The organism is Paraburkholderia caledonica NBRC 102488 (assembly GCF_000685095.1).
Taxonomy (GTDB): domain Bacteria; phylum Pseudomonadota; class Gammaproteobacteria; order Burkholderiales; family Burkholderiaceae; genus Paraburkholderia; species Paraburkholderia caledonica.
The window spans coordinates 470,234-494,953 of the sequence record NZ_BAYE01000004.1; the positions used below are offsets into that span (position 1 = coordinate 470,234).

21 protein-coding genes are annotated in these 24,720 nt (G+C 61.9%); 7 read left to right on the plus strand and 14 right to left on the minus strand.

Translation table 11 applies throughout. The annotated features are described in order from the left end of the window. Positions 1 to 169 precede the first annotated feature (169 nt). From argC to BCA01S_RS11695, 3 genes are all read right to left on the minus strand, one after another. Entirely contained in the window at positions 170 to 1,117 is a 948-nt protein-coding gene (argC, locus tag BCA01S_RS11680; protein ID WP_027777036.1) for an N-acetyl-gamma-glutamyl-phosphate reductase, read from the minus strand. Between the two features lie 207 nt (positions 1,118 to 1,324). Then, positions 1,325 to 1,897, minus strand: a complete 573-nt coding sequence (locus tag BCA01S_RS11690) for a flavodoxin family protein (RefSeq protein ID WP_027777037.1) — start codon at positions 1,895 to 1,897, stop codon at positions 1,325 to 1,327. A gap of 206 nt (positions 1,898 to 2,103) precedes the next feature. Further along, positions 2,104 to 2,706 carry a YbhB/YbcL family Raf kinase inhibitor-like protein gene (locus BCA01S_RS11695; RefSeq protein ID WP_042318417.1) on the minus strand — a complete coding sequence of 201 codons (603 nt, stop codon included), beginning with the start codon at positions 2,704 to 2,706 and terminating at the stop codon, positions 2,104 to 2,106. A 366-nt stretch (positions 2,707 to 3,072) separates the two neighbouring features. Between BCA01S_RS11695 and BCA01S_RS11700 the strand changes: the two genes are divergently transcribed. Further along, the gene (locus BCA01S_RS11700; protein WP_027777039.1) at positions 3,073 to 3,762 is read left to right on the plus strand and encodes a response regulator; all 690 of its coding nucleotides are present in this window, start codon (positions 3,073 to 3,075) and stop codon (positions 3,760 to 3,762) included. 91 nt (positions 3,763 to 3,853) lie between these two features. Here the strand turns inward: BCA01S_RS11700 and BCA01S_RS11705 are convergent, their stop codons facing one another. Beyond that, positions 3,854 to 4,540: an orotate phosphoribosyltransferase gene (locus tag BCA01S_RS11705; RefSeq protein WP_020070827.1), complete on the minus strand. Its 687-nt coding sequence runs from the start codon at positions 4,538 to 4,540 to the stop codon at positions 3,854 to 3,856. Between the two features lie 402 nt (positions 4,541 to 4,942). Between BCA01S_RS11705 and BCA01S_RS11710 the strand changes: the two genes are divergently transcribed. After that, positions 4,943 to 6,175 (plus strand): MFS transporter, encoded by a 1,233-nt coding sequence (locus BCA01S_RS11710; RefSeq protein ID WP_027777040.1) that lies wholly within the window; start codon positions 4,943 to 4,945, stop codon positions 6,173 to 6,175. A 277-nt stretch (positions 6,176 to 6,452) separates the two neighbouring features. Further along, a complete protein-coding gene (locus tag BCA01S_RS11715) occupies positions 6,453 to 8,735 on the plus strand; it encodes an NADP-dependent malic enzyme (protein WP_027777041.1) in 2,283 nt (760 codons plus the stop codon). Between the two features lie 157 nt (positions 8,736 to 8,892). Here BCA01S_RS11715 and BCA01S_RS11720 read toward each other — a convergent pair whose 3' ends face one another. After that, the gene (locus BCA01S_RS11720) at positions 8,893 to 12,492 is read right to left on the minus strand and encodes an indolepyruvate ferredoxin oxidoreductase family protein (protein ID WP_027777042.1); all 3,600 of its coding nucleotides are present in this window, start codon (positions 12,490 to 12,492) and stop codon (positions 8,893 to 8,895) included. Between the two features lie 348 nt (positions 12,493 to 12,840). On the opposite strand from BCA01S_RS11720, the gene BCA01S_RS11725 reads away from it, so the two are divergent. After that, complete coding sequence (locus tag BCA01S_RS11725; protein WP_027777043.1) at positions 12,841 to 13,038, plus strand: hypothetical protein; 198 nt, start codon at positions 12,841 to 12,843, stop codon at positions 13,036 to 13,038. Between the two features lie 158 nt (positions 13,039 to 13,196). On the opposite strand, the gene hppD is transcribed toward BCA01S_RS11725, so the two are convergent. Continuing rightward, a complete protein-coding gene (gene hppD / locus BCA01S_RS11730) occupies positions 13,197 to 14,294 on the minus strand; it encodes a 4-hydroxyphenylpyruvate dioxygenase (RefSeq protein WP_020070832.1) in 1,098 nt (365 codons plus the stop codon). 173 nt (positions 14,295 to 14,467) lie between these two features. On the opposite strand from hppD, the gene BCA01S_RS11735 reads away from it, so the two are divergent. Beyond that, positions 14,468 to 14,965 carry an Lrp/AsnC family transcriptional regulator gene (locus BCA01S_RS11735; RefSeq protein WP_027777044.1) on the plus strand — a complete coding sequence of 166 codons (498 nt, stop codon included), beginning with the start codon at positions 14,468 to 14,470 and terminating at the stop codon, positions 14,963 to 14,965. 86 nt (positions 14,966 to 15,051) lie between these two features. On the opposite strand, the gene BCA01S_RS11740 is transcribed toward BCA01S_RS11735, so the two are convergent. The 8 genes from BCA01S_RS11740 to paaA all read right to left on the minus strand — a co-directional run bounded on the left by BCA01S_RS11740 (position 15,052) and on the right by paaA (position 21,329). Then, entirely contained in the window at positions 15,052 to 15,720 is a 669-nt protein-coding gene (locus tag BCA01S_RS11740) for a GNAT family N-acetyltransferase (RefSeq protein ID WP_027777045.1), read from the minus strand. A gap of 238 nt (positions 15,721 to 15,958) precedes the next feature. Next, positions 15,959 to 16,570 (minus strand): TetR/AcrR family transcriptional regulator, encoded by a 612-nt coding sequence (locus tag BCA01S_RS11745; RefSeq protein ID WP_020070835.1) that lies wholly within the window; start codon positions 16,568 to 16,570, stop codon positions 15,959 to 15,961. 9 nt (positions 16,571 to 16,579) lie between these two features. Then, a complete protein-coding gene (locus BCA01S_RS11750) occupies positions 16,580 to 17,395 on the minus strand; it encodes a DUF1835 domain-containing protein (protein ID WP_027777046.1) in 816 nt (271 codons plus the stop codon). Positions 17,396 to 17,536: 141 nt separating this feature from the next. Continuing rightward, a complete protein-coding gene (gene paaE / locus BCA01S_RS11755) occupies positions 17,537 to 18,625 on the minus strand; it encodes a 1,2-phenylacetyl-CoA epoxidase subunit PaaE (protein WP_027777047.1) in 1,089 nt (362 codons plus the stop codon). Between the two features lies 1 nt (position 18,626). Next, complete coding sequence (gene paaD / locus BCA01S_RS11760; RefSeq protein ID WP_027777048.1) at positions 18,627 to 19,178, minus strand: 1,2-phenylacetyl-CoA epoxidase subunit PaaD; 552 nt, start codon at positions 19,176 to 19,178, stop codon at positions 18,627 to 18,629. Positions 19,179 to 19,194: 16 nt separating this feature from the next. Then, positions 19,195 to 19,998, minus strand: a complete 804-nt coding sequence (gene paaC / locus BCA01S_RS11765) for a 1,2-phenylacetyl-CoA epoxidase subunit PaaC (RefSeq protein WP_027777049.1) — start codon at positions 19,996 to 19,998, stop codon at positions 19,195 to 19,197. An 8-nt stretch (positions 19,999 to 20,006) separates the two neighbouring features. Further along, entirely contained in the window at positions 20,007 to 20,291 is a 285-nt protein-coding gene (gene paaB, locus BCA01S_RS11770; protein WP_020070840.1) for a 1,2-phenylacetyl-CoA epoxidase subunit PaaB, read from the minus strand. Between the two features lie 39 nt (positions 20,292 to 20,330). Further along, positions 20,331 to 21,329 (minus strand): 1,2-phenylacetyl-CoA epoxidase subunit PaaA, encoded by a 999-nt coding sequence (gene paaA, locus BCA01S_RS11775; protein ID WP_027777050.1) that lies wholly within the window; start codon positions 21,327 to 21,329, stop codon positions 20,331 to 20,333. 212 nt (positions 21,330 to 21,541) lie between these two features. Between paaA and BCA01S_RS11780 the strand changes: the two genes are divergently transcribed. Next, entirely contained in the window at positions 21,542 to 23,167 is a 1,626-nt protein-coding gene (locus BCA01S_RS11780) for an NAD(P)/FAD-dependent oxidoreductase (protein ID WP_027777051.1), read from the plus strand. Between the two features lie 121 nt (positions 23,168 to 23,288). Beyond that, positions 23,289 to 24,560: an SGNH/GDSL hydrolase family protein gene (locus BCA01S_RS11785; protein WP_027777052.1), complete on the plus strand. Its 1,272-nt coding sequence runs from the start codon at positions 23,289 to 23,291 to the stop codon at positions 24,558 to 24,560. Positions 24,561 to 24,720: the final 160 nt, after the last annotated feature.

Below are 24,720 nucleotides of genomic sequence, written 5' to 3' on the forward strand. Positions count from 1 at the left end.
CGAAGAAATGGAGCTCTCGATTAAACAGTTTCAAATAGCGGGAGTTACCTGCGAATAAGTGTAAATAAATGTTTCGGCGAAGGTGTTTTTAAAACAAAAAAACCGGTCTCTTGAGACCGGCTTTCGCAAAGCTGACAAACGGCAATTCGATGCGGGCTATATAACCTTGTCAGCGTTTCAACCCGCTTTCCTCAGCCGCGCCGATTGCCAGATTCATGCATTGAATTGCCGCGCCCGAAGCGCCCTTGCCCAGGTTGTCGAGGCGAGCCACGGTTACAAAGCGCTCCGCCGTGCCAAACACGAACAGATCGACGCGGTTCGTGTCGTTGTTCGCCTGAACGTCGAAAAAACCGCTGTCGAGATTCGCTTCCGCATCGAACGGCGCGACGCGCACGAACGCTTCATCCGCGTAGTACTCGGCGAGGTGCGCCTGCACCTGTTGCGGTGTGGTCTTCCTGGCCAACTGGCGCGGCGAGAAGTAGGTGGTGACCGCGAGACCCTTGTAAAAGTCGCCGACGATCGGCGTAAAGATCGGCGCCGACGTCAGCCCGGTGTGCGCCGCCATTTCCGGCAGATGCTTGTGCGTGAGACCCAGCGCATAAGGACGCGGGCTCTTGAGCTTCGCGTTACCGCCGGCTTCGTAGTCGGCGATCATTTTTTTGCCGCCGCCGCTGTAGCCGGTGATGGAATAAGCGTGCGCGTCGAAGTCAGGCGCGACCACGCCCGCTTCCACGAGCGGGCGCATGGCCAGCACAAAAGCCGATGCGTGACAGCCGGGAACGGCGATACGCTTGGCTGTGCGCAGGCGCTCGCGCTGCGAACGGGCAAGTTCCGGCAGCCCATAAGCCCAGTCTGCGGACGTGCGGAACGCGGTGCTGGCATCGATCAGAACCGTGCGCTCGTTCTCAACCAGCGAAGCCGATTCGCGTGATGCAACGTCGGGCAGGCACAGAAACGTCACGTCCGACGCGTTGATGAGGCGGCGGCGCTCCTCGAGATCTTTGCGCTTCGCTTCGTCGATGCGCAAAATTTCCACGTCGGCGCGCTGCGACAGGTACTCAAAAATCTTCAGGCCGGTCGTGCCTTCCTGTCCGTCGACAAAAACTTTCGTGCTCATCTCGATCTCACTGGCTTCTTTGAAAACGGCGCGCTAGGCCGCGCGAAAACGCCATTTTAAAACCTCATCGCCGCGCGCGTGCGAAAGCGCTGGAAATGGGCGCAAAAACAGCAGAAAAACGACGATGCTCGCTGAAGGTGACAGCGGCATGACGCAGGCGCGGCGTAGCAGGCAGGCACCGCGCGACCAACCGGCCAACGCGAAGTATTAGCCGGCGGCGGATATCCAGCGGGCTGTCACCTGCGCGACGCGTGCGCCGAACAGGCGCGCCGTTTCCAGATCGCCTTCAGGCGGCGCCTCTTCCGGCGAAGCATCCGCCGGAGATTGCGTGAGCACGCCGGTCGAACCGCCGACGTAATTCAGGTCGTTGCGGGTGGCGGCCTTGGTATTGGAGGGCATCAAACCGGTACCCACCCAGATCATGCCGTGCTGCATCGCGAGCGTGACGAAGTACTGGATGGTCAGGAACTTGTCGCCGTTCATCGTCGCCGAGTTGGTGAAACCGGCCGCGATCTTGTCCTTCCACGTTTGGCCGAACCACGGTTTTGAGCTCGCGTCGGCGAACTTCTTGAAGTCGGCGGACGGTCCGCCCATGTACGTCGGCGCGCCGAAGATGATCGCGTCTGCGGCGGCGAGTTCGGCCCACGCAGCTTCGTCGATGTCGCCGACCGGCAGGAGCTTTGCCTCTGCGCCCGCCTCCTGCGTGCCGGCGAGCACGGACTCGGCGACCTTCTTCGTGTGGCCGTAGCCGCTGTGATAAACAATGACGATCTTCGACATAAGACGCTCCCGCAAAGAAGAGGAATTGAACGACGCACGATGCCGATGCGTTGGCGGTCCCAAGCAGTGCTGGTGACGCCAACCTGTGCAGCCTGAAAGCACATGAACCCGCGCGGATCACAGAACGCACACGGTACGTCGGATACGCATGCAAGCCATACGCCAATCGGGCTCCCGGCCGACAGGACCCTTCGACGTGCGCCGCGCTACCGACCGTAATTCACCACCATCCTCGCGCTGCCGAGCGCCGCCGTGCCGATCTCGTGATCGAACATCAGTGCGGGTCGGCCTTGCGCGAGGCGCAGGTCCGCGGTGTTCAATGCATAGACCGTAATCACGTAGCGGTGCGGTTTGCCGGGCGGCGGGCAGGGGCCGCCATAGCCGTCCGTGTCGAAGTCGTTGCGCGATTCCACCGCGCCGAGTTTCCTGAGGAAGCCGGAAGCGCTCGCGTTCTCAGGCAGGCTCGCGACAGTCGCCGGGATGCCTGCGACGGCCCAATGCCACCAGCCGCGGCCGGGGGCATCGGGATCGAACATGGTGATGGCAAAACCGCGTGTTCCGGGCGGCGCGTCACGCCACGTCAATTGCGGGGAGCGGTTACCGCCCTTGCAGTCGCCCTGATCGAAAACTTGCGGAGTATTGACTGTGCCCCCGGCCCGGAAGCTGGCGCTGGTCAGCGAGAATGCGCCTTGGGCGAAAGCGCGTGGCCCCTGCGCAAGCCAGAGCGCGAGGCCCAGTGTGGCGCAGACAAAGAACGGCGTGCGGCGAAACGGTGAAGCGTACGAAACAACCAGGCAACGCAAGTGCATGTGCCGGTTCTCCTGTGTCGACCAGAGGGGCTGTTGCTGTCGGCGAGCCTGGCGCTTTGGCACCTGCTCGACGTTACGCAAAGCGCTTACTCGGATCCTGTGCAGCACAAGGTTGCTGCGAGGGCGCGAGCTGACTGACTTGCGCTGATTATTGTCCCTATTTTGTGCCCGAAGGTCGAATCAAGTCTAACATTAGCTCTACGATCATCGTTGTTGTGCGCAACCGGATTGCGGGCCTGAAAATGGGCTATAGTCGGAAGAATTTTCGCGTGCACTAGCCCGTGTCCTATCAGGTAGCGTTAAACATTAAGAATAAAAAGAATGTCTGAAGTTTTGGAGAGGGGTTTTCCTGTCGAGGTACGGGCAATGCAAGACGTAGTCAAGGTAGTCATCGCCGACGATCATCCAGTAATCCTATTCGGCGCAGAACAGGCTTTGCTCAAGTTTCCCGGAATGCAGGTGGTCGCGCGTGCGCGGCAGTCGACGGAACTGATCAAAGTGCTGCAAACGGTTGAGTGCGACGTGCTCGTAACCGACCTCGCCATGCCGGGGGGCCAGTTCGGCGACGGCTTGCCGTTGATCGGATACCTGCGCCGCAACTTTGCCAAGGTTCCCATCGTCGTACTGACGATGCTGGAGAATGCCGCGCTGCTGCAACGCTTGCGAGAGTTGGGCGTGACGTCGGTTGTGAACAAGTCGGACGATCTGAGCCACATCGGACTCGCGGTGCAGCACGTAAGCCGCAACCTCGAATACATGAGCCCGTCGGTGAAGGCGTCGCTCGACGCGTTGCGCATGAATGCCGGCGGCAAGAGCGACGAGGTGATGTTATCGAGGCGCGAGCTTGAAGTCGTGCGGCTCTTCGTGTCGGGAATGACCATCAAGGAGATCTCCGAGCAACTGAATCGCAGCATCAAGACGATCAGTACACAGAAGAACACGGCGATGCGCAAGCTCGGCATTGACCGCGATTCGGAGTTGTTCCAGTACGCGCAAAGCAACGGCTTGCTGAATTTGTCGTCGCATTCGGCGGGAAATGGGGGTGACCCGCCTTAACCATTCGCAGCTATTTTTTGCCGCAAAAAGATAAAGGCCGCCTGTGAAAAACAGGCGGCCTTTTTATTCGAGCGGTATTGCGCAGTGACGCTTACTGGGGCGTTGACGTTGCGCCGCCGTGCGCTGCCGACCACTCAGCCGGTGCGTGCAGGAATTTTTCGACTTCGTCGAGCGTCTTCGAGTCGAAGTACTTGTTTTCCTTGGCGACGCGCAGCACGTCCCACCACGTAGCGAGCGCGTGCAGATCGACGTCGATGTCTTTCAGCACCGAGACGCTTTCTTTGAAGATGTTGTAGTGGAACAGCACGAAGCAGTGATTCACCGTCGCGCCCGCGGTGCGCAGCGCGTTGATGAAGTTGATCTTGCTGCGGCTGTCGGTTGTCAGATCTTCGACGAGCAGCACACGCTGACCTTCGGTCAACAAACCTTCGATTTGCGCATTGCGGCCAAAGCCCTTCGGCTTCTTGCGCACGTATTGCATCGGCACCATCAGGCGGTCGGACAGCCACGCCGCGAACGGAATGCCGGCAGTTTCACCGCCCGCCACCGCGTCGATCTGCTCGTAACCCACGTCGCGCAGAATGGTGCTTTCCGCCATTTCCATCAGGCCGCGACGAACGCGCGGGTAGGAAATCAGCTTGCGGCAATCGATATAAACCGGGCTCGCCCAGCCGGACGTGAAAATGTACGGTTTCTCCGCGTTGAAATGCACTGCCTGTACTTCAAGCAGCATCTTGGCGGTGGTGTCGGAGATCGTCTGGCGATCGAAGCCTGTCATGGGCGGATCCTTGGGTATGAGCGGGAGAAGCGGGCGCTAAGCCCGGTGGCGCAGCAAGCGGGATATGCCGCGCCGTACTGGGCGGAATATGCAGCCAGCCAGTGGATGCCGGCCGGTTTTTGCTGCGCGCGTAGGCCGACATTTTACCCGAAACGGACCCTTCCGAGGAGGCCGTCGGCGCGGCGGCCCAGAACCGCAACGGCCGCCGCTGCGTTGAAACCCGCGGGCAGGCATTGGGCGGCAAGGTTTGGCGCGGCTTTCTGCCTGGCGTCACGGCGCGATCTCAAGCTTGATCGACTGGCTTTTTGGCTAGCTTGTGAGCGGCTTTGCGCGCCTTTACACTCACGCGAATTTCTCGGCCGCCGGCGGCCGCTGCCTCCCATCGAACTTCGGATTGCTTCCATGACGCCCGCTTCCTCTGCCGCCGACAGTCCCGTCACCACCCGGAACGGTTACGCCGCCCGTGCGTTGATTGCATCGGTGCTCGGCTATGCGATGGACGGCTTCGATCTGCTGATTCTCGGTTTCATGCTGCCGGTGATCGCGGCGGACCTCCACCTCAGTTCCGCACAGGCCGGTTCACTCGTCACGTGGACGTTGATCGGCGCGGTAGCTGGTGGTTTGATCTTCGGCGTGCTGAGTGACTATTGGGGCCGTGTGCGCATGCTCACCTGGACCATCCTGGTGTTCGCGGTTTTCACCGGCCTGTGCGCACTCGCGCAAGGCTACACCGACTTGCTCGCTTACCGGACTATTGCGGGTATCGGGCTTGGCGGGGAGTTCGGTATCGGCATGACACTCGTGGCCGAAGCGTGGCCGGCGTCGCAGCGCGCGCGAGTCTCGTCGTATGTGGGCCTTGGGTGGCAACTCGGTGTACTGGCGGCCGCATTGCTGACGCCGCTTCTGTTGCCGCTTATCGGCTGGCGCGGCATGTTCGCGCTCGGGCTGTTGCCTGCCGTGGTGTCGTTCTTCGTGCGGCGGCGCGTCGAGGAGCCGCCGCTCTTCACCGAGCGGGTCGCGCGCGGCATGCGCAAGCTGCCGCTAAAACTGCTGATAGCCGACGCACGCACGGCGCGCGCGAGCCTCGGTGTGGCGATCCTATGCTCGGTGCAGAACTTCGGCTATTACGGGCTGATGATCTGGCTGCCGAGCTATCTGTCGAAGACGTTCGGCTATTCGTTGACGAAATCAGGCGTGTGGACGGCGGCCACAGTGATCGGCATGGCGTGCGGCATCTGGCTGTTCGGCATCGCCGCTGATCGTTTCGGTCGCAAGCCTGCCTTTCTGTTCTATCAGGCGGGGGCGGTCGTCATGGTTTTCGTCTACGCGCATCTCACAACGCCGGCGGCACTGCTGATCGGCGGCGCGGCGATGGGCGTGTTTGTCAACGGAATGATTGGCGGCTACGGCGCGTTGATTTCCGAGCTTTATCCCACCGATGCGCGTGCGACCGCGCAGAACGTACTCTTCAATGTTGGTCGGGCGGTTGGCGGCTTTGGCCCGGTCGCGGTGGGCGCGCTGGCCGCGCGCTATTCGTTTGGCGCCGCGCTGCTGTCGCTCGCGTCGATCTATCTGCTCGATGTGCTCGCAACATTGTTCCTGATCCCCGAACGGCGCGGCGCCGAGCTCGAATAGCCGGCTGCCGCGTCTGCTCAAATGCGGCGCCGCAGCATGACTGGCGGGCGTTTCGCCAATGGCGAGTGGCGTTAGCCAGTCAGTGCATCGACTCCTGCGGGGTGTACACTAACCGACCCGCGTAGCACTCCGCACCGTCCTGCCCTCCGCCGAGGACCGACGCCGCGCCTAACCGGCGCACGCGAAAATCGCCTCGGTCGATTATCCATTCGATAGATCCAAGCGACGCCAACGTTGCGGTGTGCCGGCCCAATTTCTTACGTCTCGCAGGCAAAAAATGGACGAACAACTGAAGCAAAGCGCCCTCGCATATCACCAGAACCCGAAGCCTGGCAAGATTTCGGTTACGCCGACCAAGCCGCTATCGAATCAGCTCGACCTGTCGCTCGCATACTCGCCGGGCGTGGCCGCAGCCTGTATGGCAATTTACGACGAGCCGCTCGACGCGCAGAAGTACACCTCGCGCGGCAACCTGGTCGGTGTGATCACGAACGGCACAGCCGTGCTCGGTCTCGGCAACATCGGTCCGCTCGCCGCGAAGCCGGTGATGGAAGGCAAGGGTTGCCTCTTCAAGAAGTTCGCCGGCATTGACGTGTTCGATATCGAACTCGCCGAGTCCGATCCGGACAAGCTGGTTGAAGCCATTGCGATGCTCGAGCCGACGCTCGGCGGCATCAACCTGGAAGACATCAAGGCGCCCGAGTGCTTCTACATCGAGAAGAAGCTGCGCGAGCGTATGAAGATTCCGGTCTTCCACGACGATCAGCACGGCACGGCGATCATCGCGTCGGCGGCGATTCTGAACGGCCTCAAGGTAGTCGGCAAAAAGCTCGACGAGGTGAAACTGGTGTGTTCCGGTGCGGGCGCCGCGGCGATCGCGTGTCTGGATCTGCTGGTGAACCTCGGTTTGTCGAAGCAGAACATTCTCGTTGTCGACTCGAAGGGCGTGATTTACGAAGGGCGTGGCAATCTCGATCCGTCGAAGGAACGTTATGCCGCGAGCACCGAAGCACGCACGCTGGCTGACGCCATTCGCGGCGCCGACGTGTTCCTGGGCTGCTCAAGCGCAGGCGTGCTGAAGCCGGAGATGGTCGCTGAAATGGGCACGCAGCCGCTGATCCTCGCGCTGGCCAATCCCGAGCCGGAAATCCGCCCGGAAGAGGCGAAGAAAGTGCGTCCGGACTGCATCATCGCGACGGGCCGTTCGGACTATCCGAACCAGGTCAACAACGTGCTGTGCTTCCCGTTCATTTTCCGCGGCGCGCTCGATGTGGGCGCGACCACGATCACGGAAGAAATGAAGCTCGCATGCGTGCGCGCAATTGCCGAACTCGCCGAAGAAACCGATCAGGGCGATGAAGTCGCAAAGGCGTACGAAGGCCACTCGCTCGAATTCGGTCCCGAGTATCTGATTCCCAAGCCCTTCGATCCGCGTCTGATCATCAAGATCGCGCCGGCCGTCGCGCAAGCGGCAATGGATTCGGGCGTCGCGACCCGTCCGATCAAGGACATGGACGCATATCGCGAAGAACTCGGCACCACCGTTTACCGCACGGGCATGGTGATGCGTCCGGTGTTCGCTGCGGCCAAGTCGGAACCGGCTCGCATCGTGTTCGCCGAAGGCGAGGACGAGCGCGTGCTGCGCGCCGCGCAATTCGTGCTGCTGGAAAAGATCGCCAAGCCGATTCTGGTTGGCCGTCCGTCGGTCATCGAGATGCGTCTGAAGAAGATGGGTTCGAAGCTCAGATGCGGCGAAGACTTCGAGATCGTCGATCCGGAAGACGATCCGCGTTATCAGCAATGCTGGCAGGCGTACCACGAGCTGGGTGCGCGCGAAGGCGTGACGCCGGACGTCGCGAAAGCCGCGATGCGCAAGTTCAACACGCTGATCGGCGCGATCCTCGTGCGCCTCGGCGAAGCCGACGGCATGATCTGCGGGATGATCGGCCAGTACCACACGCATCTGAAGTTCATTGAGCAGGTGCTGGGCAAGGCGGATAACGTGCAGAACTTCGCCGCCATGAATCTGCTGATGCTGCCGGGCCGCAATCTGTTCATCTGCGATACGTACGTGAACGAAACGCCCACGGCCGAGCAACTCGCCGACATGACCATGCTGGCTTCGCGCGAAATCGAGAAGTTCGGCATCACACCGAAGGTCGCGCTGCTGTCGAACTCGAACTTCGGCAGCGCGCCGTCTGCGTCGTCGCAACGCATGGCCGCGGCTCGCAAGCTGATCGCGGAACGTGCGCCTACGCTCGAAATCGACGGCGAAATGCATGGCGACGCGGCGTTGTCGGAAATGGTGCGCAAGGCTGCGTTCCCCGGCACGACGCTCTCGGGCGAAGCCAACCTGCTGATCATGCCGAACGTGGAAGCGGCGAACATCGCGTACAACCTGCTGAAGATGGTCGGCGGCGAAGGCGTGACGGTCGGCCCGTTCCTGCTGGGCGCCGAAAAGCCGGTGCATGTGCTGACGCCGGCGGCAACCGTGCGCCGGATCATCAACATGACGGCAGTGGCTTCGGCAAACGCGCGCAAGTCGGTGAACAGCAAGTAAGCGAAGAGGCGCCCGTTGGGGCGCTCTCTTCTCGCGGGCGTATGGGTGACTAGCGCCGCGAAAATAAAACCGCCACGGAAAGAGATTCCGTGGCGGTTTTTCATGCGTGCAGCGCGAGCGCCGCGGTGGCCCTGGTCCGCCGCGGTCAATACGACGATCAGGCTGCGTGTTGCGTCGTTCCGGCTTGCGGTGAGCGCCAGCGCGCCAGCAACTCGTTCCACTTCAGGCGCACACCCTTCAGGTTGTTCTCCTTGATGTGCCCGAAGCCGCGGATACCGTCCGGCAGATTCGCAAGTTCCACCGCAAAGTCGCGGTTCTGCACGGTCAGCCCGCTGATCAGTTCCCGCACTAGGGCTTCGTACTCGCCGATCAGCGCGCGTTCGGTGCGACGCTCCTCTGTCTTGCCGAACACATCGAGCGCGGTGCCGCGCAGGAACTTGAACTTCGCCAGCACGTGCATTGCGCTGAACACCCAGGGACCGTACTTCTTCTTGATCAGATGACCGTGGGCGTCCTTTTTCGAGAACATCGGCGGCGCGAGGTGAATATGCAGCTTCCAGTCGCCTTCGAAGCTGGCCTTGAGTTTTTCGATGAACGCAGGATCGCTGTACAGGCGCGCGACCTCGTACTCGTCCTTGTAGGCCATCAGCTTGTGCAGATTCTTCGCGACCGTTTCGGTGAGAGGCAACTGGCCGTCGATCGAATCGAGCGCCGACTCGGCCACCCGCACCTGCGATACGAGCGCGCGGTAACGGTCTGCGTACGCGTCGTTTTGCCATGCCGCCAGGTAAGTCGCACGTTTGTCGATCAGCGTGTCGAGCGCCTTCGGCGTGTGCAGGGAAATGATCTTGCCGCTCGGCGTGTCGGACGTGTCCGCCTGACCTTGCGATTGCGCGTACTTGCGCACGGCTACCGGATCGTGCGCCGCGCGCCGGCCCCATTCAAATGCCGCGCGGTTCTTCTCGACCTGCACATTGTTCAGCTCGATAGCTCGCATCAGCGACTGATAGGTCAACGGCACCCAGCCACGTTGCCATGCATAGCCGAGCACGAACGGGTTCGTGTAGATCGCGTCGCCGAGCAAGGCCACTGCGAAGTGATTGGCGTCGACCGTATCGACGCATTCGTCGCCCGCGCCCGCGCGAACGTCGGCTTCGGTGCTGCTGCCCGGAAAGCGCCAGTTGGGGTTCTTGATGAGTTCGGCGGTCGGCGTGTGCGCGCTGTTCAGCACGACACGGGTTCGGCCGGCTTGCATCCGCGACACGCATTCGTCGCTGGCGGTGACGATTGCATCGCAACCGATCACGAGACTCGCTTCGCCCATTGCAATGCGCGTGGCGTGAATGTCGCCGGGGTTGTTCGCGATCTGCACGTGGCTCATCACGGCGCCGCCTTTCTGCGCGAGGCCGGTGACGTCGAGCACGGTGACACCTTTGTTCTCCAGATGCGCGGCCATGCCGAGAAGTGCGCCGATTGTCACGACGCCTGTGCCGCCCACGCCTGTCACGAGCACGCCGTAGGGCCGTGCGATCGACGGGAGTGTAGGCTCCGGCACTGGCGGCATTGCGTCAGCGACGATGCCCGACGCGGCTTTCGGCTTGCGCAACTGACCGCCTTCCACGGACACGAAGCTCGGGCAAAAGCCGTTCACGCAGGAAAAGTCCTTGTTGCACGTGGACTGATTGATCTGGCGCTTCGTGCCATATTCGGTGTCGAGCGGCTCGACCGACAGGCAGTTCGATTTCACGGAGCAGTCGCCGCAACCTTCGCACACCGCTTCGTTGATCACCACGCGGCGTGCCGGGTCTGGATACGCGCCGCGTTTCCTGCGGCGGCGTTTCTCGGTTGCGCAGGTCTGGTCGTAGATCAGAATCGTGGTGCCCGAGATCTCGCGCAGCTGGCGCTGCACTTCGTCGAGCTGGTCGCGATGATGGATGTCGATGCCCGGCGCGAGGCCCACGTTGCCAGAGTATTTTTCAGGCTCGTCCGTCACGATCGCGATTTTCGTCGCACCTTCGGCGGCCAGCTGATGGGTGATCTGCGGCACGGTCAGCACGCCGTCGACCGGTTGACCGCCCGTCATCGCTACGGCGTCGTTATAGAGCAGCTTGTAAGTAATGTTCGCTTTCGAAGCGATCGCCGCGCGAATTGCCAGCAGGCCGGAGTGGAAATAGGTTCCGTCGCCGAGATTGGCGAACACGTGCTTGTCATTCGTGAAAGGCGCCTGGCCGATCCACGCGACGCCTTCGCCGCCCATCTGACTGAAGGTGCTCGTGCTGCGGTCCATCCACACCGTCATGTAGTGGCAGCCGATGCCGGCCATTGCCCGCGAGCCTTCCGGGACATTGGTCGACGTGTTGTGCGGGCAGCCGGAGCAGAACCACGGCTTGCGCTCGACCTCGACCCGCGGACGCGAGAGCGCTTTTTCCTTCGCTTCGATCACTGCAATGCGCGCGGCAATCCGGGCGCGGACGTCGGAGGGCAGGTCGAACTTGTCGAGCCGCGTGGCGATCGCCTTTGCAATGATCGCGGGCGATAGTTCGTAATGCGCCGGCAGCAGCCAGTTGCCCATCGGCACTGACCATTCGCCGCCCGCGCCGTCTTTCTCGTCGAACTTGCCGAACACACGCGGACGCTGCGCGTCAGGCCAGTTGTAAAGCTCTTCCTTGATCGCGTACTCGAGAATCTGGCGCTTTTCCTCGACCACGAGAATTTCGTCGAGGCCGCGAGCAAAGGCTTGCGCGCCTTGGGCTTCGAGCGGCCAGACGCAACCCACTTTATATAGCCGTATGCCGATGCGCGAGCATGTTTCGTCGTCGAGACCCAGGTCAGTGAGCGCTTGACGCACGTCCAGATACGCTTTGCCGCCGGTCATGATGCCAAAGCGCGCATGCGGCGAATCGATTTCGACGCGGTCCAGTTTGTTTGCACGCACGTAGGCGAGCGCCGCGTACCACTTGTAGTCGAGCAGACGCGCTTCCTGCACGAGCGGCGGATCGGGCCAGCGGATGTTCAGACCGCCCTCGGGCATCGCGAAGTCGTCCGGCAGAACGATCTGCGTGCGGTGCGGATCGATGTCGACCGAAGCCGACGACTCGACGACGTCGGTCACGCACTTCATCGCGACCCACAGGCCGGAGTAGCGGCTCATCGCCCAGCCATGCAGGCCGAAGTCCAGGTATTCCTGAACGTTCGACGGGAAGAGCACCGGCAGGCCGCAGGCCTTGAAGATGTGTTCCGACTGATGTGCGAGCGTGGAAGATTTGGCCGCGTGATCGTCGCCGGCCAGCACCAGCACACCGCCGTGCCGCGACGATCCCGCCGAGTTGCCGTGCTTGAAGACGTCACCCGAACGGTCGACGCCCGGGCCTTTGCCGTACCACATCGAAAAGACGCCGTCGTATTTCGCGCTGGGGTACAGATTGACCTGCTGCGAACCCCAGACGGCGGTTGCCGCGAGGTCTTCGTTGACACCAGGCTGGAACACGACCTGATGTGAGGCGAGATGCTGTTTCGCCTTCCACAGGGATTGGTCGAGCCCGCCGAGCGGCGATCCACGGTAGCCGGAGATGAAGCCGGCCGTATTGAGTCCGGCGGCGCGATCGCGTTCCTGCTGCAGCATCGGCAGACGAACCAGCGCCTGGATGCCGCTCATGTATGCGCGGCCGCGTTCGAGGGTGTATTTGTCGTCGAGCGTGACGGAAGATAGAGCGGCTTCGAGCGAGGCTCGCTGACCTGCGTCTAGCGGGGCATTCATTATGTGTACTCCTCCACCCAGTTTGGGATCGCCAAAACTTATGGGCCGCGGCATCTTGTGAATGCGTATGGCCGGGGTCGCCATATTGACTTGTTTTAAGTGATGGTAGCACTGGTAAAAACCCGCCGCAGCGGTCCGATCGCCGTCCCGCGCCTCGCGACATTGCGCCCGCTTCCGCGAACTTCACCTGCCGCTTGAGGGAACCGGTGTAACAAGCTGTAAAAGCTACAATTTCGCGGAACCGCAGCCGACAAGTCTGTCTAACAGCGCACCTGTGAGCAATGTCTGTGTAACGCGCTGCATGTTGTGGCGCTTCAGGACAACAGGGCAGTTAGAAAAGGAGTACGCATGAACACTAGAAATATCCAGACCTTCCTGATGGTGTCGGCCGCATTTTTCGCAATCAGTGCGCCGGTTCGCTCGAATGCGGGCACGGGAGCGCCGTCGAGCGCGATTAGCCGTACGGCAGTCGTTGCGCCCGCGCGCATCGCCATCAACCGCACCGCGCGCGAGAGCGCGCCTGACAAGGAAGACCAGAATTCCTGACGCGCTGCTAATGCAGCGCAGTGCTGGCTAACCCGCTGTCGCTTGAAGTCGAGCGGCGGCGCATGCGAAAAGGGCGAGGATCGTACGATCTTCGCCCTTTTCGTTTTATCGGTGCGTAATCTGACTTACGGGCGATTCACGGCCTCGGCGTCAGGAGTTCACGCTTTGTCCTGCACCACGCCGCGGCGGATCTGATCCAGTTCGATAGATTCGAACAGCGCCTTGAAGTTGCCCTCGCCGAAACCCTGATTGCCCTTGCGTTGAATGATCTCGAAGAAGATCGGGCCGATCTGGTTCTCGGTGAAGATTTGCAGCAGCAGGTCGTCCGGCGCGCCGTCGATCAGGATCTTGCGCTTGCGCAGTTCGTCGAGCGGTTCACCGTGATTCGGCACACGGCGGTCGACCAGTTCGTAATACGTGTCGATCGTGTCGAGCAGCGAGATGTTCGCCGCTCGCAAACCATCGACCGTGCGGTAAATGTCGTTGCTGCCCAGCGCAATGTGCTGGATGCCTTCGCCGCGGTAGGCGTCGAGGTATTCCTGGATCTGGCCGGACGTTTCGGAGCCTTCCTCATTGATAGGAATGCGGATCTTGCCGCACGGCGACGTCATTGCCTTGGACTTCACGCCCGTCACCTTGCCTTCGATGTCGAAGTAACGCACTTCGCGGAAGTTGAACAGACGTTCGTAGAATTCGGCCCATTCCTGCATGCGGCCGCGGTGCACATTGTGCGTGAGGTGGTCGATGTACGTCAGGCCGTGACCGACGGGGTTTGGATTCGCGCCGGGAATCGGCTCGAAGTCGACGTCGTAGATATCGATATCGCCGACGCTGCCCGGCGCTGCGCCGTTCTTGCCGCGCCAACGATCGACGAAATAAATCAGCGAATCGCCAATGCCTTTGATCGCGGGAATGTTCAGTTCCATGGGGCCCGTTTTGTTGTCGAAGCCCCATGCGCCTTTTTCGACTGCCTGCCGGTAGGCTTTCCCCGCGTCCTGCACACGGAAGGCGATCGCGCAGATCGACGGGCCGTGCAAGCGCGCAAAGCGCTGAGCGAACGAATCCGGCTCACCGTTGACGATGAAATTAATGTCGCCTTGCCGGTATAGCGTCACATCTTTATGGCGATGGCGCGCAACCGCGGTAAAGCCCATCTGCTCGAAAAGCTTGCCCAGCGCCTTCGGATCGGGCGCGGTGTATTCGATGAACTCGAAGCCGTCTGTGCCGACCGGATTTTCCCAAGTTGCAACCTGCATTGTCTGTCTCCATGTCGAGGGCGCGTCGCGCCGGTATCGCGGCTACGGATGTTCCACCGCGACCGAATGACGCAAGTGTAAAGGCGGCTTCGCGGCGAAAACTTGCGAAGTTAATCACGTCGAGCTACGCTCGCGCTATTTTCTAGCTCCATATCAGGAGCGCGAGGCAGAAAATGACCAACTTAGAGATAGATGCGATCGACCGGCGTATTCTGGCGATTCTTCAGGAGAACGGCCGGTTGTCGAATCAGGAAATCGCCGAGCGGATCAATCTCTCGCCGAGCCCCTGTTTGCGACGCATACGGCGGCTCGAAGAGAGCGGCGTGATCCGCGGCTACGTAGCGTTGCTGGATGCCAAGCGCCTGGGGCTCGATTTGCTCGCGTACGTCAATGTGCGGTTGGAAAAGCGCGGCGGGCCGGCGCTGAGTCCGCGCGGGGAAGCGACGCATGCGGATCTTTTCCGTGCCGCCGTTCAGGCCTGGCCTGAGGTGGTGGCTTGTCACGCTATGACTGGCGACATGGACTATCTGTTGCGCGTACAAGTGGAAGACATGGCGCACTTTTCGCGCTTCGTGCAAGACCAGCTGTTGCATCACCCGTCGGTGATTGACGTGAAGACGAGCTTTTCGCTCGAAAAGATCAAGGAGACGACCGCGTTGCCGATCTTATGAGCCGCGCTAGCGCAGCTCCGCGCAGGAAGCAAAAAGGGCAGCCCTGAGGCTGCCCTTTTTCCTGTTCGCTCGCTGCGGCCGGGTGGTCAGGCTGCGGCGGCTGTCGGCATGAAGCTTTCCAGCAGTTTCGAAGCACGCCGCGCTTGACGTTTGAGCGCGTAGTCAAACACCGCGGCTTGTTCCTGCAGCATCTCCGTAATGATGCTGGTCTGATCCGCCGGCGGCAGCGTCAGATAGGCATCCGCTTCGCCGTACGCGTACTCGATCTTCATGCCCGCTTTCTTCGCGATGTGCATCATGGTCGAATTGCGCGACAGGCAGTGCATGTACAGCATGGTGACATGCGTGTTGCGGCTGCGAATTGCAGCGCGCTCGAATAGCTTGGAGCCGATACCTTGGCCGCGCACGCTTTCGAGCACGGACACGCCGAACTCCGCCGTACGCTTGTCGCCTTCGGCGGGCAGGTAGGCGAGATGACCGACGCCGGTGAGATGTAGTTGATCGTCGAACACGCCGAATACCGTGTCGCGCGTGAAATCGATTGCGCGCACGTAATTTTCGATAACGTGGTCCGGCACGATTTGCCCAAAGCGCAACAGGCGGTCGTCTTCGTCTAGCGCGAGAAAGTGCGCAAGCAGGCGTTCACGGTCGATCGCAGTGAGTTCACGGACCAGAGCAGGTGCACGACCGGCTGGCAGCGACGCGCGATCGTGCGCGACGATCGGTTCGGCGGCGCGGGGTGTAATCAGGTTCATGGTCAGGTTCTCCTTGTGATCGTGCGGCGTTGTTGCACCGCAAAAACGATTGTAACGGATATGCGAATCCGGCACTAGGGAAAACCCGTACCAAACTTGGAGGATGTTGTCTAAACTTGCGGTGCTTGGCTGTTAAATCTTTGAATATCAACGGCAAATTAAAAAGAACGAGCGTTCGTACGTGTTGTCGCACCCATGCAACTTACGCGGATTTCAGTTCGCAGAGCGCTGTCCTGCGCTATTTCACGGCCGCCGAGCCCAGCCCGTGATCCACCATGGCCACAACCTGCTCCGCAAATTCCCGGTAGCCCATGCGCCCGCCTGGTTTAAGCCAGGTGAATGTCCAGTTGATCATGCCGAACACCATCATCGTCAGTGCGGTCTGGTTCTCGCGCGTGGCGCGCTCCGGATAAGCGCGCGCCAGCTGCCGCGCGAACGCGGCTACGACATCGCGCTGGCGGTTGAGGATCACCTCGCGCTGCGCGTCGACGAGATATTTCACGTCGTTCAGGAGCGCGACATGCCGGCTGTGCGAGGTTTCGTATTCGGAAAGAAAGGCGCGGATCAATTCCGCGAACGTCTCGCGCTCAGTCAGGCCGCGACGCTGGCTCGCGCCCTCGACCTCCGCAATGATCAGCATCAGCCGTTTGGTGTAACGGTCGAGTAGATCGAACAGGATCGCTTCCTTGCTCGCGTAGTAGTGATACAGGCGCGCTTTCGACGTACCGCTCGCCGCGGCGAGGTCTGACATCGATGTGCTCGGATAACTCGTCTGCGCGAACTTCGCTGCCGCTAGTTCGAGAATCTGTTCGCGCTGCGTTTCGTGGTCGGGGGCTCGGGTGCGGGCCATGGTGTCTGTTTATTGGTGTGGGCAAAGTGCGAGCGCTGCGCACAGTTCCAGCGTGCGCCATGCGTTGGCGTCACCGCGCAGCCTGATCCGGCGGGTCGCGGCCATTTCGCGGAAGCGCCAGAGCACGATGCTGTCGCTGACGAGAAACCACAACTCAGCGGTCATCACCTCGGCGGCCACGCGGGCGGCGGGTTGCCAGTCGGCGGTGACGTGTTCGAGTATCAGCGCGTCGAGATCGGCGAAGCTGCCGCTCGTGAACGTGTTGTCGCGCCAGCGTCGCGTTTCGCCGTTCGCATGTTTGGCTTCCTGCCACTCCAGCGCGAGCCGGCTGATCCGCAAGACGGAAATGGGTGCGGCGTCGGGCAAACGTGCTTGCAAAACGGCCGGCGCGAACATGCCGACGGACGTCGCGCGGTCCCTGCGGCTATGCGCCCAGGCGCCGGCGTCGGTGAGGTCGCGAATCGACAGACGCACTTCGTTCAGACGCTGGGGATTATTGCGCAGGTAATAGCACACGCGACGAAGCATCAATTGATCGGATGCGCTTTCGCCGTGCCAGATCACCAGATTTGCCTCGTCGCGCGCAATGGCTTCCAGCGCAGCAGCCTGCTCCCGGAACTCGCGAAGGAAGTCGCGCTTCGTGTCGGTGCTCACGCGGTCCCAGAAAGCGGCGCGCACTTCGGGACCGTCGTCGATACCGCGTAGCGGCCCGACCGCCAGATCGTCGCGCAGTGCGTGCACGCGATCGTTGCGTCCCACTTCGCGCAACGCGGTGCGCAATGATTCTGCGGCGACATCGCCGTTGGTGAGATGGATGGTGCTCATCGGCCGTGAGTGGATTCTTGTTGGGCGATTGCCAAAGGGGCCGCTCGCAAGACGGACTCAACGGTCCGGTTGCGAGCGGCCCCTAGTGTAAGCGGATCGCGGAACGGCTCAAAGCTTCGCGGCATCAAGTCCCGAGCACGCTCAACGCTCGTCGTAGCTCACCACCACGCGGTCGCTGACTGGGTGGCACTGACACGTCAGCACGAAGCCGTCGCGGATTTCGTGCTCTTCCAACGTGTAGTTCTTTTCCATTCGCACTTCGCCTTCAACCACTTTGGCGCGGCATGTGCAGCAGACGCCGCCTTTGCATGCATACGGCAGCGCAAGGCCGGCGCGCAGACCGACGTCGAGTACGCTCACGCCCTGATACGGCAGACGCAGCTTGCGGCGCTTACCGTCGAGCACGATTTCGAGGTCCGCAGCGGGCGTATCTTCGGTGATTTCGACGGGCGGCACGCCCGCCTGGGGCAGAGGCGAGCCGAAGCGTTCCACGTGCACCTTCTCGGACGGCACGCCGGCAGCTTTCAGCGAGGCTTCGGCGGCGTCCATCATCGGCGCCGGACCGCAAATAAACGCTTCGTCGACGGAATCCGCCGGCACGAGGCTGTCCAGGAACGCCGCGCACTTCTGCTGGTCGAGTACGCCGTTGAACAGTTCGACGTCCTGCAGATCGTCCGACAGCACGTGATAGAGCACGAAGCGGTTCATGAAGCGGTTCTTCAGGTCTTCCAGTTCTTCCGCGAACATGATCTGGTCGACGCTGCGGTTGCCGTAGATCAACGTGAACGCGCTGCGCGGTTCCAGCTCGAGCGTGGTCTTGATAATCGCGAGCACCGGCGTGATGCCCGAGCCGCCCGCGAAGGCGACGTACTGCTGGCCGTGATCCGCGTTCAAATGGGTGAAGAAGCGGCCGTCGGGCGTCATGACGTCGATCGTGTGGCCTGGCTGCAAAGTATCGAAAGCGAAGTTCGAAAAGCGTCCGCCGCGCACGCGCTTGATGCCGATGCGCAGTTCGCCGTCCCGGTCATAGTCGGTGACGCCCACGCAGATCGAATATGACCGGCGCATTTCCTCTCCGTCGATGTGCGTTTTCAGCGTGACGAACTGGCCCTGCGTGAAGCGATAAAGCTCGCGCAGTTCCACGGGAACTTCGAACGCGACCGAGACGGCGTCGGCGGTTTCTGGCCGCACTTCGCGGATACGCAGCGGATGGAATTGCGGGGTGGCCATATCAGTATGGTTTGAAGTAGTCGAAGGGTTCGCGGCAGTCGATGCAGCGGTACAAGGCTTTGCAAGCGGTCGAGCCAAACTGCGCGAGTCGTTCTGTATGCGCCGAGCCGCACCTTGGGCAGGACGGCGCGGGCAGAGCGCGCGGCACGAAGCGCAGTACTTTTTCCTGTGCGCCGGCAGGTCCGGCCGCCGACCCGCAATTGCCCGTGGGCGGCGCAATGCCGTAAGCGCGCAGCTTTTCGCGGGCGTCGGCCGTCATCCAGTCGGTGGTCCATGCGGGCGCGAGGACGGTGGAGATCCGGTACGGTTTGAGCTCCGCGACGTTGAGCGCATGCGCGACGTCTTCCGCGATCTGCGACATTGCCGGGCAACCGGAGTAAGTCGGCGTGATCACGACTTCGAGTGCGCCGTCCTCGGCCCGCCGGACGTCGCGCAATATGCCGAGTTCGCGAATCGACACCACCGGAATCTCCGGATCGGGCACCGCTTCGAGCACTGCCCACGCACGTTGGACGGATGCGTCGGCTCGTTGCGTCGTAGTCGAGGTCGTCATCGTCGAATGGTCCGTATTACCAGGTGGCGCCGGGATGCTGGCGAGCAAGGCTTTGCATTTCGGCCAGCACGAAGCCCATGTGCTCGGAATGCTCGCCGTGCTTACCAGTCGTGATGTGCTTGACTGCGTCGGGCAGCGTGAGCGTGGCTTGCTCGAGCGTCGCGCGAACGTCGTCGAGCCAGGCGGCTTCGAGATCTGCAGTCAGCGGGCCAATGCCTGAGGTGGCGATGGTCTCTTCGACAGGATCGGTGCTGAAGAACTCACGCGTGTACGGCAGCAGATAATCCAGCGCAGCCTGCGCGCGCCGATGCGATTCCTCTGTGCCGTCGCCAAAGCGGATCAGCCATTCGCTCGCGTGATGCACGTGGTAGCTGGCTTCCTTGATCGACTTCGACGCGATTGCGGCAAGCTGCGCGTCCGTCGACTGCGTGAGCGCCGTCCACAGATGCGCCATCAACGTGGAGTACAGAAAGTTGCGCACGATCGTGACGGCATAGTCCTTCTCGGCTTGGGCGGTAGCCGACAGCGGACCGCAGTGCGGCAGTTCGGCGAGCGTGTAGTTGGCGAATTCACGCTCGGCGCGAAAGTACGCGTAATCGTCTTCCGTGCGCGTCTTGCCGGTGAGTTGCTGCTCGAGCGAGGCCGCATGCGTATAAAGCAGGCGCGCCTGGCCGATCAGATCGAGGCTCATGTTCGACAGCGCGATGTCTTCTTCGAGAATCGGGCCGTGGCCGCACCACTCGCTATTGCGCTGACCGAGTATCAGCGCAGTATCCGCGAGGCGCAACACGTATTGGAGATGTTCAGGCGTGATGTTCATGGCCGCGCTTACATGTGGTTGACTTCGTCGGGAAGCGTGTAGAACGTCGGATGGCGATAGATCTTGTCGCCGGCCGGGTCGAACAGTTCGGGCTTGTCTTGCGGCGCGGACGCCGTGATCGCCGACGACGGCACGACCCAGATGCTCACGCCTTCCTGACGGCGCGTGTAGACGTCGCGCGCCATGCGCAGCGCCATTTGTGCGTCGGCGGCGTGCAGGCTGCCGCAGTGTTTATGGTCGAGTCCCTGCTTGCTGCGCACGAAGACTTCCCAGATTGGCCATTCCTTGTTCATTCCTGATCTCCTGATTCTTTGCCGGGCGTGCCGCGCTTCTCAGGCGGCGTGCTGTTGTGCGCGCTGGCGCTGCTTTTCGGCGTGGGCGAGGGCGGCTTCGCGGACCCAGGCGCCCTCGTTATGAGCTTTGACGCGGGTGCGGAGACGCTCGCGGTTGCACGGGCCGTCGCCGTTCACGACGCGCCAGAATTCTTCCCAGTCGATGTCGCCGTAGTCGTAATGGCCGCGCGCCTCGTTCCATTTGAGGTCGGGGTCGGGCAGCGTGACGCCGAGGACCTTGGCCTGATCGACGGTGGCGTCGACGAATTTCTGGCGAAGGTCGTCGTTCGAAATACGCTTGATGCCCCATTTCGACGACTGATTGCTATGGATCGAGTCCTTGTCGCTCGGTCCGAACATCATCAGTACCGGCCACCACCAGCGGTTCACCGCCTGCTGGACGAGCTCGCGCTGAGCTTCGGTGCCCGACATCATCGCCATCAACGCGTCGAAACCCTGGCGCTGATGAAACGACTCTTCCTTGCAGATGCGGATCATCGCGCGGGCATAGGGACCGTACGTGCAACGGCACAGCGGAATCTGGTTCATGATCGCCGCGCCGTCGACCAGCCAGCCGATCACGCCGACGTCGGCCCACGTGGGCGTTGGGTAATTGAAGATGCTCGAATACTTCGCTTTGCCGGAATGCAGCGCCGCAACCAGCTGGTCGCGCGAGACGCCGAGCGTTTCTGCCGCGCTATATAGATAGAGACCGTGGCCCGCTTCGTCCTGCACTTTGGCGAGCAGGATCGCCTTGCGCTTGAGGCTTGGTGCGCGCGTGATCCAGTTGCCTTCCGGCAGCATGCCTACGATCTCCGAATGCGCATGCTGCGAAATCTGGCGCACCAGAGTCTTGCGGTAAGCGTCGGGCATCCAGGCTTGCGGCTCGATCTTGCCGTCGGCGGCCATCACGGCGTCGAACTGGGTCTGCTCAGGCGACGTCGCGCCAGCGTCCAGCGAAGCTACGTTGCCGGGAATATCCAGGGATTGCGTGTACATGGGGACTCTCTTTGCGGGAGTTGTCTGGTGCGAACAGTATAAACCAACCGACCGGTCGGTTAATAGATTTTTTTGAGACGAGCCGGGCATCGCTGCAGCGGCCGCACTATCGCGGAAAGCCGTTTCCGCGCCGGCGAGTCCCCGGGCCGACGCTTAACCTATAAAATTGCGAATTGGCCGCGATTTGCGGCCTTCCTGCATCCTCGGTACTCATGTTACGTCTCAGCGAAATCAAACTCCCGCTCGATCACCCCGAGAGCGCGCTCGAAGCCGCCGTCCACGCGCGCCTCGCAGAACTCGGCGTGCCTGATGACGGGCTCGTCCGATACACGGTGTTCCGGCGGGCTCACGACGCGCGCAAGCGCGCCGACATCAAGCTCACCTATATAGTCGACGTGGAAGTCGCGGACGAAGCGGCCGCGCTCAAGCGAATCGCCGACGTGCCGCACTGCGGGCTCACACCGGACATGACGTACCGTTTCGTCGCGAAGGCGCCGGCGCAACTCGCGACGCCGCGTCCCGTGGTGATCGGCATGGGGCCTTGCGGACTTTTCGCGGGGCTGATCCTCGCGCAGATGGGCTTCCGGCCGATCATTCTCGAACGAGGCAAGGCGGTGCGCGAGCGCACCAAAGACACTTTCGGACTGTGGCGCAAGTCGGTGCTGAACCCGGAATCGAACGTGCAGTTCGGTGAGGGCGGTGCGGGCACCTTCTCGGACGGCAAGCTCTACAGCCAGATCAAGGACCCGAAACACTACGGCCGGAAAGTGCTGGACGAGTTCGTGCGCGCCGGCGCGCCAGAAGACATCCTGTACCTGAGCCGGCCGCATATTGGCACGTTCCGCCTGGTGAGCATGGTCGAGAAGATGCGCGCGACGATTCACGAACTGGGCGGCGAAGTGCGCTTCGAGACACGCGTGGACGACATCGACATCGACCAGGGGAAAGTGCGCGGGCTGAAGCTGTCAACGGGCGAAACGCTGCGCTGCGATCATGTCGTGCTGGCCGTTGGCCACAGCGCGCGCGATACGTTCCACATGCTCCACGAACGCGGCGTCTATATAGAAGCGAAGCCGTTCTCACTGGGGTTCCGGATCGAGCATCCGCAAGGTTTGATCGACCGTAGCCGGTTCGGCAAGTTTGCGGGCCACAAGCAGTTGGGCGCCGCGGACTACAAGGTCGTGCACCACTGCAGCAACGGGCGTGCGGTGTACAGCTTCTGCATGTGCCCGGGAGGTACCGTAGTCGCCGCGACGTCCGAGCCCGGGCGCGTAGTCACCAATGGTATGAGCCAGTACTCGCGCGCTGAGCGCAATGCGAACGCGGGGATCGTCGTGGGCATTACTCCGGACGATTACCCCGGAGGCCCGCTTGCCGGGATCGCGTTCCAGCGCAAGTGGGAAGAGCGGGCTTTCGAGCTCGGCGGCGGCAACTACATGGCACCGGGCCAACTGGTCGGCGACTTCATTGCTGGGCGGCCGTCCACGTCGCTGGGTTCCGTGGTGCCGTCTTATAAGCCAGGCGTACATCCCACGGATCTCAGCACGGCTCTGCCGGACTACGTGATCGAGGCAATTCGCGAAGCGCTGCCGCAAATGGACAAGAAGATCGCCGGTTTTGCGATGCACGACGCTGTGTTGACCGGGGTGGAGACGCGGACCTCGTCGCCAATCCGGGTGCGTCGACGGGACGACTATCAGAGCATGAACGTCGAGGGTCTTTATCCGGCTGGGGAAGGCGCGGGCTACGCGGGTGGCATCTATTCGGCTGCGATCGACGGGATCGAAGTCGCCGAGGCGCTCGCTTTGAAGATGACCGGGGCGAAAGCGGCCTTGTGAGTGAGTTCTGCCGCTGCTGGCTGCGAGGCGCGCGCTGCGGGGTTGAGGCGGTGACACGGCTCGCCGCGTTGGCCGGTGCGATCGTGCACAATGCCCGTTTTGCTTCGAGCCAGACACTGGAATGACCATTCGTTCTTTAGCCGCCGCATGCGGCGCGGCGCTGCTTTGCCAGTTCGCCGTTTCATCCACCGCCGCTGCCGCCGATGCCCCGGCGCATTGGGTCACCGCGTGGGCTACGGCGCTGCAATCCATTCCGCAGCGATCCGATTTGCCGCCGCTGTACCGCGCGCCGGAAGTGGCTGGGCGCACTGTCCGTCAGATCGTTTATCCGACGCTGTCCGGAAAGTCTGCGCGAATTCACCTCAGTAACGAGCACGGTAAGACGCCGCTGGTAATCGAAGACCTGCGCATCGCGCGGTCCGCTGGCGGCGCGGCGGCTTCCGCAAACGGCGGCGCGCGCGTGACGTTCAATGGCAGGGGCGCCGTGAGCGTACCGCCAGGCCGCGAACTGGACAGCGATCCGATTGCGATGGACATCGACGCGGGCGCCCCATATTCAATCAGTGCATTCGTGGGTCCGGAACAGCGGATCGTGGCATGGCATCGCGTTGCGAACCAGCTTAATTACGTTTCGGCGGCGGGCAACCATGCGGCGGACTCGGGCGCAGAGGCGTTTCGCGCACGCTTCACTCAATATGTATGGGCGACGGCGTTGTCGGTGGACGCGGCGCCTGAAGCGACCGCAATTGCGGCGATCGGCGATTCGATCACAGACGGCATGCGCTCCAGCCTGAACCAGAATCGGCGATGGCCCGACGTCCTCGCCCGCCGGTTGGCCACTTCGGGGAACCGGTCGACGGCGGTGGTTAATTTGGGCATCAGCGGCAACCGGTTGCTGAACGATTCGCCCTGCTATGGCGACGCGCTAATGACGCGCTTTAGCCGCGACGTGCTCGACCGGCCGGGCGTCAAGGCAGTCGTTGTGCTGATCGGCATCAACGATATCAATTTCGCGGCAATGCCAGCACGCAGCGGTCTTGATTGCGACTTCCCGCATGCTTCGGTGACGGCGGCCGACCTGATTGCGGGCTATCAGCGGGTGATCGCAGCGGCTCGACACGCCGGCGTAAGGGCGTTCGGCGGAACGTTGACGCCCGCGTCGCTCCCACCGCAGCGGGAAAATATCCGCCTTGCGGTGAACGATTGGATCCGGTCGAGCCACGCTTTCGACGGCGTAGTCGATTTCGACGCCGCGCTGCGCGATCCGGCGCAACCGGATCGTCTTCAGGGCAAGTTCGATAGCGGCGATCACATCCATCCGAGCGACGCCGGATACGCTGCCATGGCCGGCGCGGTGCCTGTCGAGGCGCTGGTAAATTCGGCGCGCAAATAAGGTCGCCGAAAAGCTATCGTCACCCTTGCCATGAGGCTGTGAGTGACCTATGATTCGCCTCCTCGTTTGCGAACGAGGGCCGCGGCGGAAGCCAGCGGCGGTTGAGTCAACAAGGTTTTAAGCGAAAGCCAAAAAAACTAGTTGACGAAACAGAAAAGAG